At 53.9% G+C, this 18191-nt stretch carries 18 protein-coding genes; 1 reads left to right on the top strand and 17 read right to left on the bottom strand.

Features of this window, described 5'->3' with window-relative positions; all coding sequences use genetic code 11:
- Positions 1-93 precede the first annotated feature (93 nt).
- Together ACB496_RS11155 and ACB496_RS11160 are read right to left on the bottom strand one after the other, a co-directional pair.
- A complete protein-coding gene (locus ACB496_RS11155) occupies positions 94-1143 on the bottom strand; it encodes a TIGR01620 family protein (protein ID WP_371972518.1) in 1050 nt (349 codons plus the stop codon).
- Positions 1140-2537, bottom strand: a complete 1398-nt coding sequence (locus ACB496_RS11160) for a YcjX family protein (protein WP_371972519.1) — start codon at positions 2535-2537, stop codon at positions 1140-1142. Before ACB496_RS11160 ends, ACB496_RS11155 begins: the two co-directional genes overlap by 4 nt.
- A gap of 153 nt (positions 2538-2690) precedes the next feature.
- Between ACB496_RS11160 and ACB496_RS11165 the strand changes: the two genes are divergently transcribed.
- On the top strand, positions 2691-3701 hold the full coding sequence (locus ACB496_RS11165; RefSeq protein ID WP_371972520.1) for a LacI family DNA-binding transcriptional regulator: 1011 nt from the start codon (positions 2691-2693) through the stop codon (positions 3699-3701).
- 35 nt (positions 3702-3736) lie between these two features.
- On the opposite strand, the gene ACB496_RS11170 is transcribed toward ACB496_RS11165, so the two are convergent.
- The 15 genes from ACB496_RS11170 to pspA all read right to left on the bottom strand — a co-directional run bounded on the left by ACB496_RS11170 (position 3737) and on the right by pspA (position 18181).
- The gene (locus ACB496_RS11170) at positions 3737-4651 is read right to left on the bottom strand and encodes an OmpG family monomeric porin (RefSeq protein WP_371972521.1); all 915 of its coding nucleotides are present in this window, start codon (positions 4649-4651) and stop codon (positions 3737-3739) included.
- 67 nt (positions 4652-4718) lie between these two features.
- Positions 4719-5801, bottom strand: coding sequence for an ABC transporter ATP-binding protein (locus ACB496_RS11175; RefSeq protein ID WP_312154080.1), 1083 nt, complete (start codon positions 5799-5801; stop codon positions 4719-4721).
- The gene (gene pgmB, locus ACB496_RS11180) at positions 5782-6489 is read right to left on the bottom strand and encodes a beta-phosphoglucomutase (protein ID WP_371972522.1); all 708 of its coding nucleotides are present in this window, start codon (positions 6487-6489) and stop codon (positions 5782-5784) included. Before pgmB ends, ACB496_RS11175 begins: the two co-directional genes overlap by 20 nt.
- Positions 6482-8752 (bottom strand): glycoside hydrolase family 65 protein, encoded by a 2271-nt coding sequence (locus ACB496_RS11185; protein ID WP_371972523.1) that lies wholly within the window; start codon positions 8750-8752, stop codon positions 6482-6484. The genes pgmB and ACB496_RS11185 overlap by 8 nt, the downstream gene beginning before the upstream one ends.
- Positions 8746-9804, bottom strand: a complete 1059-nt coding sequence (locus ACB496_RS11190) for a Gfo/Idh/MocA family protein (protein ID WP_371972524.1) — start codon at positions 9802-9804, stop codon at positions 8746-8748. Before ACB496_RS11190 ends, ACB496_RS11185 begins: the two co-directional genes overlap by 7 nt.
- An 11-nt stretch (positions 9805-9815) precedes the next feature.
- Positions 9816-10604: a sugar phosphate isomerase/epimerase family protein gene (locus tag ACB496_RS11195; protein ID WP_371972525.1), complete on the bottom strand. Its 789-nt coding sequence runs from the start codon at positions 10602-10604 to the stop codon at positions 9816-9818.
- A gap of 17 nt (positions 10605-10621) precedes the next feature.
- Positions 10622-11674 (bottom strand): zinc-binding alcohol dehydrogenase, encoded by a 1053-nt coding sequence (locus ACB496_RS11200; protein ID WP_371972526.1) that lies wholly within the window; start codon positions 11672-11674, stop codon positions 10622-10624.
- Positions 11675-11702: 28 nt separating this feature from the next.
- A complete protein-coding gene (locus ACB496_RS11205) occupies positions 11703-12545 on the bottom strand; it encodes a carbohydrate ABC transporter permease (RefSeq protein ID WP_107703464.1) in 843 nt (280 codons plus the stop codon).
- Entirely contained in the window at positions 12532-13413 is an 882-nt protein-coding gene (locus tag ACB496_RS11210) for a carbohydrate ABC transporter permease (RefSeq protein WP_102103833.1), read from the bottom strand. The genes ACB496_RS11205 and ACB496_RS11210 overlap by 14 nt, the downstream gene beginning before the upstream one ends.
- Before the next feature lie 21 nt (positions 13414-13434).
- Positions 13435-14727, bottom strand: a complete 1293-nt coding sequence (locus ACB496_RS11215) for an ABC transporter substrate-binding protein (protein ID WP_129035213.1) — start codon at positions 14725-14727, stop codon at positions 13435-13437.
- Positions 14728-14739: 12 nt separating this feature from the next.
- Positions 14740-16437, bottom strand: a complete 1698-nt coding sequence (locus ACB496_RS11220) for a sugar phosphorylase (RefSeq protein ID WP_371972527.1) — start codon at positions 16435-16437, stop codon at positions 14740-14742.
- A 200-nt stretch (positions 16438-16637) separates the two neighbouring features.
- Positions 16638-16859, bottom strand: coding sequence for a phage shock protein PspD (pspD, locus tag ACB496_RS11225; protein WP_100779994.1), 222 nt, complete (start codon positions 16857-16859; stop codon positions 16638-16640).
- Between the two features lie 15 nt (positions 16860-16874).
- On the bottom strand, positions 16875-17234 hold the full coding sequence (gene pspC / locus ACB496_RS11230) for an envelope stress response membrane protein PspC (protein ID WP_100779993.1): 360 nt from the start codon (positions 17232-17234) through the stop codon (positions 16875-16877).
- Positions 17234-17458 carry an envelope stress response membrane protein PspB gene (gene pspB, locus ACB496_RS11235; RefSeq protein WP_371972528.1) on the bottom strand — a complete coding sequence of 75 codons (225 nt, stop codon included), beginning with the start codon at positions 17456-17458 and terminating at the stop codon, positions 17234-17236. The genes pspC and pspB overlap by 1 nt, the downstream gene beginning before the upstream one ends.
- A 54-nt stretch (positions 17459-17512) precedes the next feature.
- Entirely contained in the window at positions 17513-18181 is a 669-nt protein-coding gene (gene pspA, locus ACB496_RS11240) for a phage shock protein PspA (protein WP_107703462.1), read from the bottom strand.
- Positions 18182-18191: the final 10 nt, after the last annotated feature.

Genomic DNA, 18191 nt, shown 5'->3' on the forward strand with positions numbered 1-18191 from the left:
TTTAGCCAGTAACCTTAAAATGATATGTCAGATATCGTCTGGCTGGAAGCTCGCTGTCAACAAATATTGACAGCGAGGTGAATTCTTCAGCGTTTACTGCGGTTTTTTGCTCAATGTCTCTTTCAACTGGCCAATCAGTTCGCGACGGAAATCCCCGAGACGCGGTTTATCGTCATTCATCCATGGCAGGGGGCGGCATAATTCCATGGCTTTGATCCCCAGACGCGCGGTTAACAGACCCGCACCGATCCCCTGTGCCGCGCGGGTGGACAGTCGTGCGGCAAGATCCTGAGACATCCAGTCCATCCCCACTTCACGGACCAGTTCACTGGCACCGGCAAAGGCCATATTCAGCAGAACCAGGCGGAAAAGGCGTAGACGGCTGTAATAGCCCAGTTCAATGCCATACAGCGTGGCAATGCGATTGATAAGCCGCAGATTACGCCACGCAATAAAGGCCATATCCACCAGCGCCAGCGGGCTGACGGCAATCATCAGCGTCGACTCCGCCGCCGAGCGGCTAATCTCACGCCGAGCCTGCGAATCAAGCACGGGCTGAACGATACTCGCATAGAGACTCACGATTTCACGGTCGTTTTGCGTTTCATGGATCGCCGCGTACCAGCGCTGCAGAGCCGGATGGGACTGGTCAATCCCGGCCTGGCTCGCCAGTTTTTCACAGAATGCGCGCCCTTTTCCGGTGGCATGACTGCGCAACAGATCGCGCGCTTCGTCGCGCTCATGGGCGCGCTGGCGCAGTCGCCACAGACGACGCCACTCGGTCGCAATCGACCCAACGCCCGCCCCGACGATAAGCGCACCGGCCGCGCAGCCCCCAAGGGCCACCCAGTCCTGGGTCTGCCAGGCATTCATCGTCCACTGCACGCCCTGACCGACCACGCTCACACCAAAGAGCGTCAAACCGGCGGTAACCATCTTGCGCCACAGGCTGCGTTTAGGCCGCAGGGCGGCCTCAACAACCGCTTCTGCCGGCCCTTCGTCCGACAGCAGTTCGTCAGCGACGACAGGCGCGAATCTCTCGGCCTCCGGGCCACTGAACGCCTGGGCGGATTTAAAGGCTTCGTCGCGCGCCTGCTCAAGCGTGCCGGTAAAATCGATGCGTGGCTTTAAGGGTTCGCTCATCGCAGTTTATCTCCTATTAAAAACTCCAGCGCCGCGTCCAGGCGAATATGCGGTAACGGCTGATCGACGTTCATCGCCTGAGGGCGAAACGCTTCAAACTGGAAACCCTGCTTTTCCCAGAACGCCTGCCCCGGCAGACGGGCGGGCACTTCGCCAGGATAGACCGTCAGCGTCTCTCCGTCGCTCAGACGATTACCGCGCAGGGCCGGAATTTTCTCACCGTTGACATCAATCAGCCCGCTCTGCGTCGCCTGCACCGCAGCCAGCCCCAGACAGTCCATGCTAATCCCTTCAAACGCCGCATTTTGCCAGGCGTCCTGCACCAGCTGTTGCAGCAGCGATACCATATTCGCGTGCTGATCGACCGTGACATGATCGGCTTTGGTCGCCGCAAACAGCAGTTTGTCGATCACCGGTGAAAACAGGCGGCGGAACAGAGTGCGCTGTCCGTAATGGAAACTTTGCATCAGCTGCGTGAGGGCAAGGCGCATATCGTTGAAAGCCTGCGGCCCGCTGTTCAAGGGCTGCAGACAATCCACCAGCACAATCTGGCGATCGAAGCGCAGGAAGTGATTTTTGTAGAACCCCTTCACCACCTTTTCGCAGTAGTAGTTAAAGCGATCGCGGAGCATTCCGACGTTGGTGTGTTTATCCGCCATCGCCAGTTTTGATTCACCCCAGCTATCGACATCTGGCCACGGGAAGAACTGTAGCGCAGGCGCACCCGCCATTTCGCCCGGCAGGACAAATCGCCCAGGCTGGATAAAATGCAGCCCCTGCTGTTTACATTGATGCAGATAGTCGGTCCAGGCCTGCGCAATTGCCGCCAGCCGGTTCTCGTCGGCCGGAGCCAGCGGGTCTAACCCGGCGCACAGCTCACGCCATTTTGCCGACCACTCCGCGCGCTGCCCCTGCAGAAGCCCGGTCATTTGCCGCGACCAGCTCAGGTAGTCCTGGGCCAGCATCGGCAAATCGAGCAACCATTCACCGGGATAATCGACAATTTCCAGATAGAGCGTGGATGTGTCTTTAAAATGACGTAATACGGATTCGTTAGAACGAAAGCGCAGCGCGAGACGGATTTCGCTCACCCCGCGCGTCGGCGTCGGCCAGGCGGGCGGCGTGCCGTACAGCTGTGCCAGCCCTTCATCATAGGTAAAACGCGGGATGCCAAAGTCGCGCTGCGGTACACGCTTCACGCCGAGCAGGCGCTCTTCGCGCGCGGCACTCAGCAGCGGCAGTCGCGCCCCGGCGTGTAAATTGAGAAGCTGGTTGACCATCGCGGTGATAAATGCGGTTTTGCCGCTGCGGCTAAGTCCCGTCACCGCCAGACGCAAATGGCGGTCTACGCCACGGTTAACCAGTGAATTGAATTCGTTTTTAAGTCGCTTCATCGCCATCCTGTTTTGCCCCGAAGACCGCTGATATCAGCTTCAGAATACAATAAATTGGGGCAGATCGTTGATTTTCAATTCATTGTCACTGTCATTCCCGTTTTTTCTCCCGTAATATAATCGCACTACCGCTATCATGGAGTTGTAAGGTGTATGTCACCCACCATTTATGATATTGCACGTGTTGCTGGCGTATCAAAATCAACCGTGTCCAGGGTTCTAAACAAGCAAACAAATATCTCCCCGGAAGCACTTGAAAAAGTGCAAAAAGCGATTGATGAATTAAATTATCAACCCAACAAGCTGGCCCGTGCCCTGACCTCTTCAGGTTTTGACGCGATCATGGTTATTTCCACGCGTTCAGCCAAGACCACAGCCGGTAATCCTTTTTTCTCTGACGTGTTACATACCATTACGGAAAAAGCCGAAGAGGAAGGTTTTGACGTTATTCTTCAAACGTCGAAAAGTAGCGAAGATGATTTGCAGAAATGCGAAAATAAAATTAAGCAAAAAATGGTTAAGGGAATTATTATGCTCAGTTCCCCGGCCAATGAATCTTTTTTCCCACGGCTTGATACCTATGGCATTCCCGTCGTGGTAATTGGTAAAGTCGAAGGCGATTTCCAGAATATCTATTCAGTCGATACGGATAATTTCCACGGCAGTATGACGTTAACCGATACGTTTATTCGCAATGACCACCGTAAAATCGCCTGTCTGCATGCGCCCGTTGATTACCACGTCTCAATCGACCGTCTCGCGGGTTATAAAGCCAGCCTTGAAAAACACAACATTGCCTTTAATGCTGACTGGGTTGTCGACGGCGGATATACCCACGAAAGTGCGCTGGACGCGGCCTGTCAATTACTCTCCTCAGCACACCCACCGCGTGCCGTTTTCGCCACGGACAGTATGAAGCTTCTCGCTCTGTATCGCGCAGCGGAGGAATTAAACCTGATGATTCCGGAACAGCTGGCGATCGCCGGTTATACGGATCCGTTGCTGTCGTTGATATTGACCCCTGCACCGGCTGGCTTCGAAATCCCTACCCGCCAGTTGGGCGAAAAGAGTTGCGATGTCCTGTTCAAACGTATCGCCGGAAAAGAGGCACCACGCCAGGTCATTGTTGACACGGCACTCTCTGAAACGCCCTCGCTTCGCTGAATCCAGGGGCGTCAAAGCCCCTGGCAGTCACCCCGTCAGAATGCGTAGTTCACGCCGACGCCCGCATAGTGGAAGCGGTCGTTTTTGCCTTCGTCGTGATTTTCCCATTCGTACGCGTATTCCAGCGTCATGGACAACCCATTCGTAAAATCGTACGCGTAGAGCATACCCAGGCGGTTAAAATCATGCCCTTCGCGGTCAGGATCGTCCTGCCAGTCCCAGTTCGACCAGCGATCCAGACCAATTCGGGTATACGGCGTCAGCGTGGTGTTCCCTAACGAAATCGGTAAATAAGCTCGAATTTCCTGCGTCGAGAATTCACCGTTATTCCGGCCGCCGTCCATATTAAACCCGCGCTCTAAATAGTAGTTCGCTTTAGCCGAAAAGGTTTCGTTAATGGTCCAGGTAAATCCGGTTTCGGTTTCGACACGACTGTCGGAATAACCGGTTTTTTCAAGATCGTTGGCAAACTGATACATCGCAAACCAGCCGCTAAAACGCCAGTCATCGCTAAGTTTCAGATCCCAGTCCGGCTGAATTTTATAGCGCTGCATATTGGCGGTGCCGTCCTTCGCGCCGTGTTCATCTTTAAAATGGTAGCCATAATTGCGGAAGCCACCGGTCAAACCGAGGGTGAAATCGTCGCTGCCGATAATACGATAGCGCAGCTCAAATTCCGGGCGATCAAAATAGGTCCCGCGTGTCATGCTGCTGTAATCCACCGGACCTTCCTGATACATGGCCAGTGAAATAGTCCATGCGTCCCAGGTGGCATTAAACCAGACGGAAGGTTCATATAATCCATCTTTATCTTCGCCTTGCCCTTCGACGTTTTCAATCTCATACATAGCACCTATATTAAAGTGCCATTTTTCTTGATTGTCAGCCGCCTGGGCGCACATTACCCCTGCGCATAATAAAAGCGCAGCACTTCTGTGTAGAGTACTCATTTGTATATTCCTTTATAAAATAACGACTAAAAAAGCCGGAAAGAAAATTCCCGGCAACGAAATCTTTTTATCTCAGCGCTATTTCGCTATCAGCGTCGAAGAAGTGACATTTATCCATTTCAAACTGAATGGCCAGGTTATCCCCGGCACGGTAATCGTTGACCGCGCCGGCGCGCAGAACCAGCTCATGCCCCCCCACTGTGGCGTAGAGCATAAACTCAGCGCCGGTGAGTTCTGCCACGCTGACTTTGGCTGTGATATCCATGGGGATGCCTGATGACGTGAGAATGTCTTCGGGCCGGATGCCAAAGACCACCGCCTTGCGCTGATATCCCATTGCATTCAGCACAGCGAGTTTCGTTTCAGGGATCTCCAGACGCAGCGTTTCAGTGACGAAATAACGGCCATCAATTGCCCCGCGAATAAAATTCATGGCCGGTGATCCGATAAAACCGGCAACAAACATATTGGCGGGTTCGTTATAAACCTGCTTCGGCGCGCCCACCTGCTGAATATAACCGTCTTTGAGAATCACAATTCTCGTCGCCATGGTCATGGCTTCCGTTTGATCGTGAGTCACGTAAATCATGGTGGTGTTCAGTTTCTGGTGCAGCTTGCTGATCTCTGCACGCATCTGCACACGCAGCTTGGCATCGAGGTTGGACAGGGGTTCGTCCATCAGGAAGACTCCCGCCTCGCGCACAATCGCCCTTCCGAGTGCCACACGCTGGCGCTGGCCGCCGGACAACGCCCCCGGTTTTCGCTTCAAATAATCACGCAGCCCCAAAATTTGCGCCGCCCAACTGACCCTTTCCTCAATAACCGCTGGCGCTATTTTTTGCATCTTCAGACCAAACGCCATGTTGTCGTAGACGGTCATATGCGGATACAGGGCGTAGTTCTGGAACACCATTGCGATATCGCGCGATTTGGCCGGAACATCGTTCATCCGCACCCCGTCGATAAACAGCTCACCCGCGCTGATCTCCTCCAGCCCGGCAATCATGCGCAATGTTGTCGATTTGCCACAGCCCGACGGACCGACAAAGACGATAAACTCTTTATCTGCGATTTCGAGGCTAAAATCCTTCACCACATGAACCTGGTTGTCGTAGATTTTTTGAATATGTTTAAGCGATAGCTGAGCCATTATGCCCCCTTAAGTGATGCCCGTTCTGGCCGCGCATGTCCTGCCAGAAATCGGATAAACGCGGCCAGGACAGTTCATCCGTGGAAGAAAGTGTTAAATCTGCGCCGGATAACTCGCCGCCGATCCCAACCGACAGCATGCCTGCGGCATTGATCGCCTCAATACCCGCCTGCGCATCTTCAATCCCAATCGCCTGCTCCGGTGTGATGCCTAATCCTGCGCAGGCCGCCAGGAAAATGTCAGGATGCGGTTTCGAGTGCTGAATGCGCGATGCGTCGGCGCAAAAATCGAAAGCGCTGGCGATCCCCAGTGCCTGGAGGATCATGGGCGCGTTAAGGGAGACCGACGCCAGCCCGATGCGCACCTTGTTCGCGCGGATTTCCGCCAGTAGCTGCGCAATACCCGGCAGAAGTGAATCGCGGGTTAACCCCTTAAGCGATTCGATATACAGCGCATTTTTGGCCTGCGCCAGTTGCTCGCGCTCTTTCTGACTGAACGCCTCTTCCATTCCACCGTGGCGCAAAATACGGTCGAGTGAATCCATCCGACTAATACCCTTCAGCCCGGCATTGAACGCCTCGTCAATCGGGATGCCTATCTCTGACGCCACGCTCTGCCAGGCCAGAAAGTGCAGATGCGCCGTGTCGGTAATCACCCCGTCTAAATCGAAAATCACCGCCTTAAACATTGTTGCCGCCCTCCGTGGTAGCGGTCCCAAATTCAGGTAAATCAACAGTACGCGTTTCATGGGCTAAAAGGTGGTGTGTTTTCCCCCAAAGCGTCACTGCAATCGGTGCGCTGGAACGCAGCGTCACTGATACGCCCTCAACCAGAATATTGAGGCGTGCAGCGCGCCACTGAAGAGAGAATTGCAGTCGCTGCCAGTGGGCCGGCAGTTGCGGCGTCAGATTCAGTTCGCCATCAATAATCTGCATCCCTGCAAAGCCCTGAACGACACCCGACCAGATTGCCCCCGTTGCGGCAGCGTGGATCCCATCGTCGCAACTGTGAGGATCGTCCCCCAGATCAATCGCCGCACCCGCTCGCCAGAACGCATAGGCGCGGGCAGTATCACCGCAGCGAGCAGCCACAATGCCGTGAATCGACTGACTCAATGAGGAGTCGTGGATCGTGCGTGGCTCGTAGAAGGCCAGATTCGCCGCACATTGTTTGCGGTCGAACTTATCTGGCAACAGATAGTTGAGCATCACCACGTCCGCCTGCTTGAGGATCTGCATTTCATTGACCTCCGCGCGGGAGTAATCCAGCAGAATGGTTTGCTTACCGGCCTGCGCTTTGTAATGGCGTAGATCAATCGCAGGTTTCGCCATAAAGGTGTCATCCTGCGGGATGACACCCTGCGCATCAGCGGAAGGCAGCCACAGCCGTGCCAGGAATTTCTGCGCCGCTTCTACAAACGCATCGTCCTGTCGATTAAAGTGCTCCATCAGCGTCAGGGCATCATGGACGTTTTGCCAGGCCATATAGTTGGTAAAGGCATTGTTGTTCACATGCTCGGTATACTCGTCCGGGCCGATAACGTCATGGATCTCCAGTCGGCCATTCACGTCTGTGGCTCGCGAGATCCAGAACGACGCAGTTTCCATGAGCAGCGCCAGCCCCTCATTGCGCATGAAGTCGCTGTCGCGCGTCGCTTGCCAGTAGGCCACGACGGCCCAGGCGATATCGGCGACGATATGGTGTTCCGCCAGCGCCGACGCCACTTTTTGCCGCAGGCCGGTGCGAATATTTATGGCCGCGTATTCAGGCGTCTCTTCATGTCCGCTGTCTGCGCTCTCCCACGGAAACAGCGCTCCCGCCCAGCCGTTGCGCTGTGCTTTCTCACGGGCTCCGGCAAGGTTCAGCCAGCGATAACGCAGCAAGCTACGGGCCGTTTGCGGCCGCGTAAAGAGGTGGAACGGTAAAAGGAAGATCTCAGTGTCCCAGAAAATGTGGCCTTTATAGCCTTCGCCGGTCAGCCCTTTCGCCGCGATACTGCAACGCTCGTTGTGTGCAGGCGTCATGGTCGTCAAATGCCAGACCGCATAGTCGAGGGCGAGCTGATCCTGAGGATCGTCGGACTGCACGCTAACGCGGCTGGTTTGCCAGTGCGTGTCCCAGGCAAGTGCAGACTGTTCCAGCAATGCGTCGTACCCCTGCTCCGCGCAAAGTTTTAGCTCGGCCAGGCTTTTTTGTGCAAAGGCAGACTGCTCAAGTGCTTTATCGTGGCGATGGGTTATCCAGACGATTTTCTCCAGCGTAACTTTCTGCCCCTCTTCTGCCTCCAGCGTATGGTGGCAGTTCATACGCCGGTTTTTGGCGGTAAAACAGTTTTCACTCGGGGTATCCAGCTGACAGCTCGCGGAGATCACGACGTCAGTCGAGCGATCCTGAGTTTCATACACGCCTTGCATGAAATGCTGATCAAACACCTGAACAGAGGTTTCATCCAGATGCTGTCGACCGCTGTTGGTTTGCGTCGCGTAGATTCCCGTCGAGAAGCTGATGTGCGCAGCGCCGTCCAAGGGAGTGACGGAAAATTGCAGCGCCGCCAATGGCAGCTGATCTAGCGAGACAAAACGTCGGCTGTCGATGCGAAAGCGTTTTCCCCTGGCTGAACGCCAGACCAGGCTGCGACGTAGCTCGCCGTCAGAGAACGCTAACTCACGCTCCCAGCAGAGAAGCTCACCTGCCAGTAGCGAAAAATGTTCGCCGTCCAGCTGCAGTTCAATCCCCATCACATCGGGGAGGTTCACCAGTTCCTTCGTTTCGTTGCGCCCTGCGCGGTGGTAAACGCCCGCAAGGTACATGCCGCGCGTTTGCTGCGTATAGTCCTCTTCATGACTGGCACGAATGCCCATATAGCCATTGCCACAGGCCATGATCGACGCGTACTTGTTCAGACTGTGCGGGCTGAACGTGGGTTCTGAAAGACGAGAGAGGTTCAGCATAATTCTACGCTCTCCCGTGTTTCTGCCGATTCATAGAGCGCCGCCACGAGCTGCTGGATCACCAGCCCCTGCTCGGCATCGGCAATCATGACCGGCTCGCCCAGCACATGGCGCACAAATGCTTCCATGCTGCGTAAATGGCGCTGATCGTCCGCGTCGTCGCGGCTTAAAATAGTCTGTAACTCGCCCCCCACGTCGTCATAAATATGCGCCGGGAATAATGTCGCGCCCGCTTTTTCACCGCAAAATGAGACATTCATGATCGATTTCTCGCGGATGTTAAGGGCAAACGACGTATCGAGACGTAAGATCCCCCCGTTGCAAAACTCAATAGTGCCAAACAGCGCATCTTCAACGGTATAGCCTTTGGGGTCCCATTCGCCAAACTGGCCGCTATGCTTAGTGGTGCCCAGCTTTTGAAAACTGTGTGCTGTCACGCGTTTCACCGCCGGGAACCCCAACACGTACATCGCCACATCGAGCATATGGATGCCGATATCAATCAATGGCCCACCGCCTTGTAGCGACTTATTGGTAAAGGCACCCCAGCCGGGAACACCGCAACGACGTAAAGCCTGCGCGCTGGTGACATAAATCTCGCCAAAGGTGCCGTTTTGGACCGCTTCACGTAGCAGCTGCGCATCCAGCGCGAAACGATGGTGAAAATCGTAGGCCAGCACTTTTCCGGCATGCCGGGCCGCCAGACGCATTTCGTCTGCCTGTGCAGGTGTCATAGCGGGTGGCTTTTCGCACATCACGTGGCAACCCGCCTCCAGCGCCGCCATCACATGTTCATAGTGAAAACGATTCGGCGAGCAAACGCTCACGATGTCAGGTTTTGCCTCCTGCAACATCAACCTCGCGTCCTGATACACACCTGCGATAGCGTGGCGCTCAGCAAATGCCTGCGCCTGATCCAGGCGGCTGTCCATGACAGCCACCATCTGCAGATCGCTGCGCGTGGCGTAATACGAGGCATGCACTTTGTCTGCAACCTGCCCGGCGCCAATGATGGCGACGCGCAGAGGCAAAGGTGTAGAAGCACTCATCACGCTCGTCATCCTCAGCAGCCACGTAAATAGTTGAGCGAAGCCTGATAGGCTTTGGCCGGATCCTCCGCGCGCACGCGGCACTCATATACAACGTAGCCTTGATAATCATCGGCGCGGAGCTGGTCAAACAGCGCAGCAAAATCGAGCGTGCCGCTGCCTGGCTGATAACGGTGATTGTCGGCGATATGAACATGCCCAAGCCTGTCACGATTTTCGTGAAGTGCGCCGGTCAGCGAATCCTCTTCGATATTCATATGGTAGAAATCGCCGATAATCTGCACGTGCTTGAGCGCATTTTCTTCGATATAGCGACGCGCATCCGCCAGCGTGTTGATCATGTGATCCTGATAGCGGTTCAACGGCTCAAGATAAACGAGGGTTCCGGTACGCGCGGCTACGTCATCTAACCAGCGCAAGGAGGCACTGACCGCTTTGCGATCGCCATCCAGACTGCGCGGCGAGGTCATCGGCGGCAGTCGGAAGGTAAACATCCCCCAGGCTGCAGGCACGATAATGCCCTTTCCACCCACGTCGCTCAGCGCTTCAAGAATACGTTCGATTTGCTGCAAACCATTCAGACGGCGCTCTTCGATAAAATCACCGATCCAGCCGTCGTAGCCGCCACAGGCGGTGGTCACTGGCAACCCGGTGGCTTTTATGGCGGCTTTCACTTCCGCCAGATTATCAACCAAAAGCTTGCCGTCGATTTCATAGCCATCAAAACCCATTGCCTTGATGTACTGGAATTTTTCAAGAATATCGGTCGGGAAAAAGGCCTGATTTTGTGTTGCAATTTTCATCTTTTGTTCTCGCTTGCTTAAAAAGTCACGCCCATTTTGATGCTCAGTTCCGGATGCTTATCGACATACGTCATGTAGCTTTCCGCACTGGTTTCGAAGCTCACGATCGGATCGATCAGATCGTCGCAGTTGAGGTAGCCATTCATCAGCAGCTCCCAGCAGGTTTCTTCGATGCGTTTACGGCTCCAGCGCGGGTATTCCGGGTTCGGCTCGCTGCAGGCGCGTGAGAAGACGATCTTCGCGTTATTGAAATGCGCTTCGCGTCCCAGGTTGAATCCTTCGGCAAAGGGTTTCGCGAATGCGACATAAGAGAGGGTTCCGCCGTAAGCCAGTCCGCGCAGTGCGGATTGCAGCGCATCGGCGAAGCCGCTGGTTTCGATAATGATGTCGGCCCCCTGCTTTCCGGTGAGCTGTTTAATCTCCAGCCCAACGTCATTGTCGATCGGGTTGATGCAGAAATCCGCGCCGTGGCGACGGGCGATGTCGCAGCGGTGTTCGATAGGGTCAACGCCAATGACTATGGACGCACCCGCTTTTTTTGCCAGTTGGATAGCGATCTGACCGATGGCACCTAACCCCACTACCACCACAAAATCTCCGACGCGAACGTTAGCATCACGTACCCCGCTCATGGCGAACTGTGCCGGGTCATAGCAGACGGCGTTTTTCCAGGATGCGCCCTGCGGCATTTTACGTAGCTTGTAGTTGTTGACGGCATTGACGATTACCGTCTCCTGAAGCGGCCCGTAGCAGCAAACGGAATCCCCGATCTGGTAATCCGTGACCTCTGAGCCGCATTCAATGATGTCCCCGACGATCATATTGCCCAGCTGGAATTTGCCGAACTCGATACCACGCGCAGCGCCTTCAGCACGCGGTGTGAAGAGTTGCCACTCAGCATTGAACTCTTCGTCAATAAAGGGGCTTGCCGCCCGGAAATCGACCACTTCTGTTCCGTGCTTTGGCGCGCCGTAACGGGCACGGATCTTGACTTCATTTGCCGCCACAGGGCGATCTTCGTACTGGACCAGCGCGGCTACGCGCGGCGCTGTCGCAACTAATTTTTTCATGACTACTCCTTGTTAAAAACAGGCCGCCTCAGCCCTTTACGCCACCGGCGGTCAAACCACTTTTTATGAAACGTTCAGAAAGCGCATACATCACAACCACCGGCAATGCCGTCACCAGGGACGCGGCCATCATGCGGCCCCAGATATAGTCCGGCGTACTGAAGAGCGTGTTCAGCCCGACCGGCAATGTGAAGTTGCTGGCGCTTGAGAGGAAAATCGATGCAAACAGGTAGTCGTTCCAGGCCACCATGAAGCAATAGACAAACACCGAGACCAGGCCGGAGATGGCAAGCGGGACGGTGATACGGAAGATAATTTGCAGACGGTTTAGCCCGTCCATCATCGCCGCTTCTTCAATTTCGTCCGGTATGGTGTCGAAATAGCTTCTGAGCATGAAAACAGCTGTCGGTAGCGTCTGAGTCACCATCGTGATGATCAGCGCCAGTTCGGTGTCGTAAATGCCGAGCGCGGTAATAATTTTGAACAGCGGCACCACCAGTAAAATCCCGGAGAACATATAGACGCTATAGAAGCTGGCATTGATAGTGGCCCGCCCTTTAAAGCGAAGTTTCGATAGCGCGTAGGCCCCAAGCGTCCCGAGGAATACCGCAATAACCGACGAACTCAGGGAGACCAGCAAACTGTTCCTGAAATAGTTCACAAACGGGAAAATCAGCGGGTTAAAGATGTCGATGTAGTGCTGCAACGTCCATGCCTGCGGCAGGATCGTCGGATGCAGTGAAATCGCCTCTTTGGCACTTTTGAACGAGGTCATGAGCATCACGAAGAACGGAAACAGCGTGATGAGCAGAAACAGCGCCAGTCCGACGTAAAATCCGACGCGACTGAGGGTGCGTTTACTTGTTGCCATTGAGGTTTACCCTTTTTCTGGTCAGCAGGATGACGGCGAAAATAATCACAAACAGCACCACTGAGATGGCAGCCGCTTTCCCCAGATCGTTAAAAGCAAACGCCGTTTTGTAGAGATAGACGCCGAGAATATCGACCTTAGTGGTGAGCAGATAAACGTCCGCGAACATGTAGAACATCCAGATGGTCCGCAGCGTCAGTACGGTTGCCAGCACCGGCATGATCGCGGGAAGCGTCACGATCCGAAAACGCTGCCAGCCGTTCGCACCATCCATCTCTGCCGCCTCGTACAGCGATTTATCGATGGTCTGTAAAATCGCTAAAAACGAGATAAATGCGTACGGGAAATAACGCCAGATGGCGAACAGCACCACCAGCACAAAGCTGCTGCCGGGGTTGTCAAACCACAGCGGTGCCTGGTCGTAAAGGTGCAGCACATCAACGCCCAGATAGTTCACGATGCCGTAGCCGTTGTTGAACATGTATTTCCAGGCGAACACCAGCGAGATGGACGGTGTAACGTACGAGAGGATCACCAGTGAACGCGCCGTTTTACGCAGGCGAAACTCGCGATTGAAGAAAATCGCCACGGCCAGACCCAGGCCAGTGCTGCCAAGCACCACCAGCGCCGTATACCAGAAGGTCATCCACAATGAGTGCCAGAACGCGGAATCCCCCAGAATCCGGATATAATTATCCAGACCGACAAAGGTGGCGCTGATACGCGGATTCAGCGGCAGGCGTAAAAAACTGATTTCGATATTCGAAATCATCGGCCAGGCTACCAGGCCCCCCAGCAATATCAGGCTGGGGGCCAACAGCAGCATGGCGAAAGGCAGATCGGAACGGCCAGTAAACAACCTCTTCATAATTCCCTTCGCGGTGCGCCCCTATCGTTGTGAAATCAGATCGGCCAGACGCTTCTGGCTATCGTTTAACGTGGTGGAGAGATCTTTCTTCCCGACCGTCACGTCATGCACCATCGAACTGATCACACCCGAACCGGTGACGTCGCCCATACGCGTAAAGTTTTTGTCGCCGACAGCACCAAAGACCTGCACGTTGGGGAACTGGGCTATCAACTCATACGGAAGCTGACCAAACGCCTGTATGACGTTGTTGTTTTTCCACGACGCGGTATCCACCACCCGTTTGTTGACCGGAAGCGCTGCACCCGGCGACATCATCACCCAGTCGGCTGCGTTTTGAGCCTGCTCCATCCAGGTGACAAAGGTTTCTGCCGCTTTGGTTTCTTCCTCGGTTTGCCCGTTGGTGATGGTTAGTGATGTCACCATGCCGTAAACCGCCGAGGATTTTTCCGTCGGCACAACAAACCCGAGATCGGCCGGATTGCCATCTTTAAATACCGCAGGAAGGATATAGGTGGAGTAGATCGCCATTGGCGCGGAGCCGTTCATAAAGGCGTCTTTAATTTCCATCACATCGTTGGAGCCCGGCATGGTGGTAGCCGCCAGATCGCGATAGAACGCCAGCGCTTTCGCCATCTCCGGCGTATTGATGACCACATCCCCTTTCGCATCGAAGACGTTCGCACCACCCGACAGCGCAAACTGAGAGAATGCCTGTTCGGTCATCACGCTTTCCGCCGTCGGTAAGGCGATACCGTACTGTTTTTTCTCGGGGTGATTCAGGGACTGACTGGCTTTGAGCAGTTGCTCCCAGGTCGCAGGCTCCTGAATCCCCGCAGCGGCCAGCACCGATTTGTGGTACCAGACACCGGAAAGCCACGCGCTAACCGGAACACCTGTCCACGCCTTACCGTCTTCCGTGCGCACCACGCGCAGAATGCCGTCGTAGAACGTGTTTTCACCGACAGCGCCAATCGCGGCGCTGATGGCATCGCGGTCGAGCAGCTGTTCTTTGTCCATCACTTTGGCGTAGTCGTGACTGACTTCTATCACCTCAGGCAAAGCGCCTGTACGGGCCAACGTAATCACCTTGGTGTTATAGGCATCCTCTTCCACCGGAACCTGTTTTACCTTGATTGACGGATTGTCTTTCTCGAAGCGTTCAATAAGTTGAGTGATTACCGCCTGGCGCTCCTGCTCCACCGACGAGTGCATGAATTCAATGGCGACTACTTTATTGTTGTCATCCCGACAGCCAGACAACAGGGCGCACGAAACCAGTGCTGATAACAGCACAATTTTAGGCATCTTCATTTTTATGTCCTTTTAGATTTCTTTAATCCACATAACCTGCCACGGATTAAGGGTTACAGAATCTCCGTTAGCAGGCGTTCCCGTAAGTAATTCCACCCCAGAGTGAATTCCCGAGGAAATAATTTGCGCATGTTCATTAAAGTTAAACAGCGCCGCGATCCGCTCACCATTATCTGCGACACGAATGATTCTAAGAACATGCTGATTCGGTGCATCATAAAATGCTGTGCTGTCAGGATGAAATGCTTTTTGCTGACGGCGTAGTGAAAGCATATTTTTTAATGCAGTATAAATTTTGTATCTAAGACTACTATGACATTCCAGCTCGTTATCAATTTCACCCTCGTGATATTTCCGCCGATTTATCGCCCGGTTATAACCCAGCCGCTCAACGTTATCATGATCGTTACGAGAGCCAATAATGCTTTGAATATAAATTGCGGGCACGCCTGGAAAACTTAATAACACGGCATGAGCCAGAAGGAATCGGGCAATACGTTCGTCATCTGTACTGTCTTGCCGACTTAATGCATCCAGATAAGTCACATTAATTTCATAGGGGCTGCGGCTGCCGTCCGGATTATTTTTCCAGTTTACCAGCGCGCCTTCATGCTGGAGTTTTTCGACCAGTGCCAGAATATCGCTCTCAGGAATAATCCCGCGCACCGGGTTCAGGCCGATACCGTCGTGGGAGGCGAGGAAGTTAAACCAGGTGGTCTTCGATGAAGGCAGCTTAAGCTGCTGCGCCCACTGGCAAAGGGCCTCAACGTTTTGGCTATGCACGCTGTGAAGCACCAGCGGCGGCAGTGAAAACTGATAGACCATCTGCGCTTCGTTGGTACCATCGCCGAAGTACGAAATGTTGTCTTTATGGGGGACATTGGTTTCAGTGATGATGACCGTACCGGGCGCAACCTCTTCGGTGATCGCGCGGAATAGCTGAATCAGGCGGTGAGTTTGCTCCAGATGAATACAGGTCGTTCCTGGAATTTTCCACATAAACCCGACCGCATCCAGGCGGATGTAATCGGCACCTTCAGCCAGATACTTCAGTAGCACATCGACCATGGCGATAAGGACCTGCGGGCTGGCAAAGTTGAGGTCAACCTGGTCTTCGCTGAAGGTGGTCCACAGGTGGCGCACCGTGCCCTCTGCCATTGTGAACGGTGTTAACAGCGGCAGTGCGCGCGGACGGGTAACGGCTGATAAATCCGTTGCCGGGTCTACGGCGATAAAAAACTCTTCAAAGCCAGGAACCTGGTTTAAATAATTGTTGAACCACTCACTTTTGGCTGACATATGGTTGCAGACAAAATCAAACATCAGATTTGTTGATTTTTTTAACTCAGCCACATCGCCCCACTCACCTGTTTCTGGCGCCACGCGGTGATAATCGACGACCGAGAATCCGTCGTCCGAAGACCACGGATAAAAAGGCAAAAGATGGACGTGAGAAAATGAATCAGACAGCCAGCGATTATAAAATCGCGTGAAGACAGGCAGCGCTTTTTCGTTGCGATTTTGAAACTGATCGGCATAGGTAATTAATACCACATCCTTTTCATCCCAATTCGCCTTACGCTGATGACTAATAACCTTCCGCGCGTTTCCTATCTTTTCCTGAAGAATACTAAAATCCTTATGAGAAAAAGAATCGCCATAAATAAGATTAATTAAATGCGTTATTTTATTGTTCACGTTGATTTCCATGGTAGCGGTCCCACGGAAAGCAATCTACTCCCCATAAAAATTTCTGTCAACGAACCTCAGGGATCAAAAGTGCAAATAAAAAGCGGCTCTGCTCATTAATGTGAGCTAACGCAAAGAAAGGATGAAACAATGATAATGATATTCAAAACGGGGCTGATGCCCTCTCTCGCGTTGAGAGAAGGCATTAAATGAGGGAAGTGTCAGGAAAAATAACGGCGGGAAAAACGGCCTGCGACCTTCTTAAGCAGCGGCTCCAGTGCCACGGCCAGTAGCATTCTGATCGGTTTCCGGGCAACAGATTTCACCGCCCAACCCGCCACACCTGCCGGGCCATAACGTAGCGCGGTCAGTAAAACGAATTTGCCTGCAATTTTAAGGCCCGGTTTCATTTTCTGACCGGCCTGCTGCCAGTTGCGATTCATATTTTTATCTCTCTGTTAAAGCTGACGAAAACGACTTCTCAGCGTGAACGTGTCGGACGTGACATAGCGTTCCATTTCGCGCAGACGCTTCTCGCCGGAGGCCAGTTCGGCATCCACCGAGTCGAGCAAATCGCTGCTGGTCGGCGCATCTTCCGATGACATGGCGCTGTCCGGCATCGGATCGAGCACGAAGGACAAAATGATGTACGCCACCAGGGTAAAGAATGCCAGACCAAAGAAGATCGACAGCACGGTGACCACACGCACCAGTTTCACTGGCACATCCAGATAGCGCGCCAGCCCGGCGCACACGCCGCGCACCATCCCCTGCTGGGGGATACGCCACAGTTTTTTATTTAAATTCAGTCCGCCCATTAATTCTCCCTCCAGTTTGGATGTTCCGCATCCAGAATGGATTCGAGCGCCTGGATGCGTTCACGCATTTTTTTCGCGTCATCGGTGAGCAGCAACAGCCGTTGCTGCTCGCTTTGCGAGAGCTCGCCCCGGGAAGAGCGGTTGCTGTAGTGCAGCCATAACCAGATCGGCAGAACGAAAAGCACGAAAATGGTCAGGGGAATAGCCAGAAACAGCGCACTCATAGGGTCTCCTTGTCTTACGATGCGTTGCGGCACGCGGAGGTGCCGCATTCATTATTATTGGTTGTCTTGCTTCATTTTGGCTTTCAGCACCGCAAGTTGCTCGCTGATTTCGTCATCCGCTTTCAAATCGGCAAACTGCTGATCCAGCGTTTTCTGTTTACCAAAGCTGTGGCTCTCGGCCTCGGCTTCCATATGGTCGATGCGGCGTTCAAAAGATTCGAAACGCGCCATCGCTTCATCCAGTTTACCGCTATCCAGCTGACGGCGAACGTCACGGGATGAGCTGGCCGCCTGGTGGCGCAGCGTCAGAGCCTGCTGGCGAGCACGCGTTTCGCTGAGTTTGTTTTCCAGCTCCGCGATCTCTTTTTTCATGCGGGTGAGCGTTTCATCCACCAGCGTGATTTCATGCTCCAGCGTCGCGACGATGTCGGTCAGCTTTTGTTTTTCGATCAGCGCCGAACGGGCCAGATCGTCTTTATCTTTACGCAGCGCCAGTTCCGCTTTTTCCTGCCACTCGCTCTGTTGAGCGGTAGCCTGCTCGATACGACGTGACAGCTGTTTCTTTTCAGCCAGCGCACGCGCAGAGGTGGAACGGACTTCAACCAGCGTGTCTTCCATTTCCTGAATCATCAGACGCACCAGCTTCTGCGGGTCTTCCGCTTTCTCCAGCAGCGAGTTGATGTTGGCGTTCACGATGTCGGCAAAACGAGAAAAAATACCCATAATTCAATCC

The organism is Lelliottia nimipressuralis (genome assembly GCF_041464075.1).
Lineage (GTDB): Bacteria > Pseudomonadota > Gammaproteobacteria > Enterobacterales > Enterobacteriaceae > Enterobacter > Enterobacter nimipressuralis.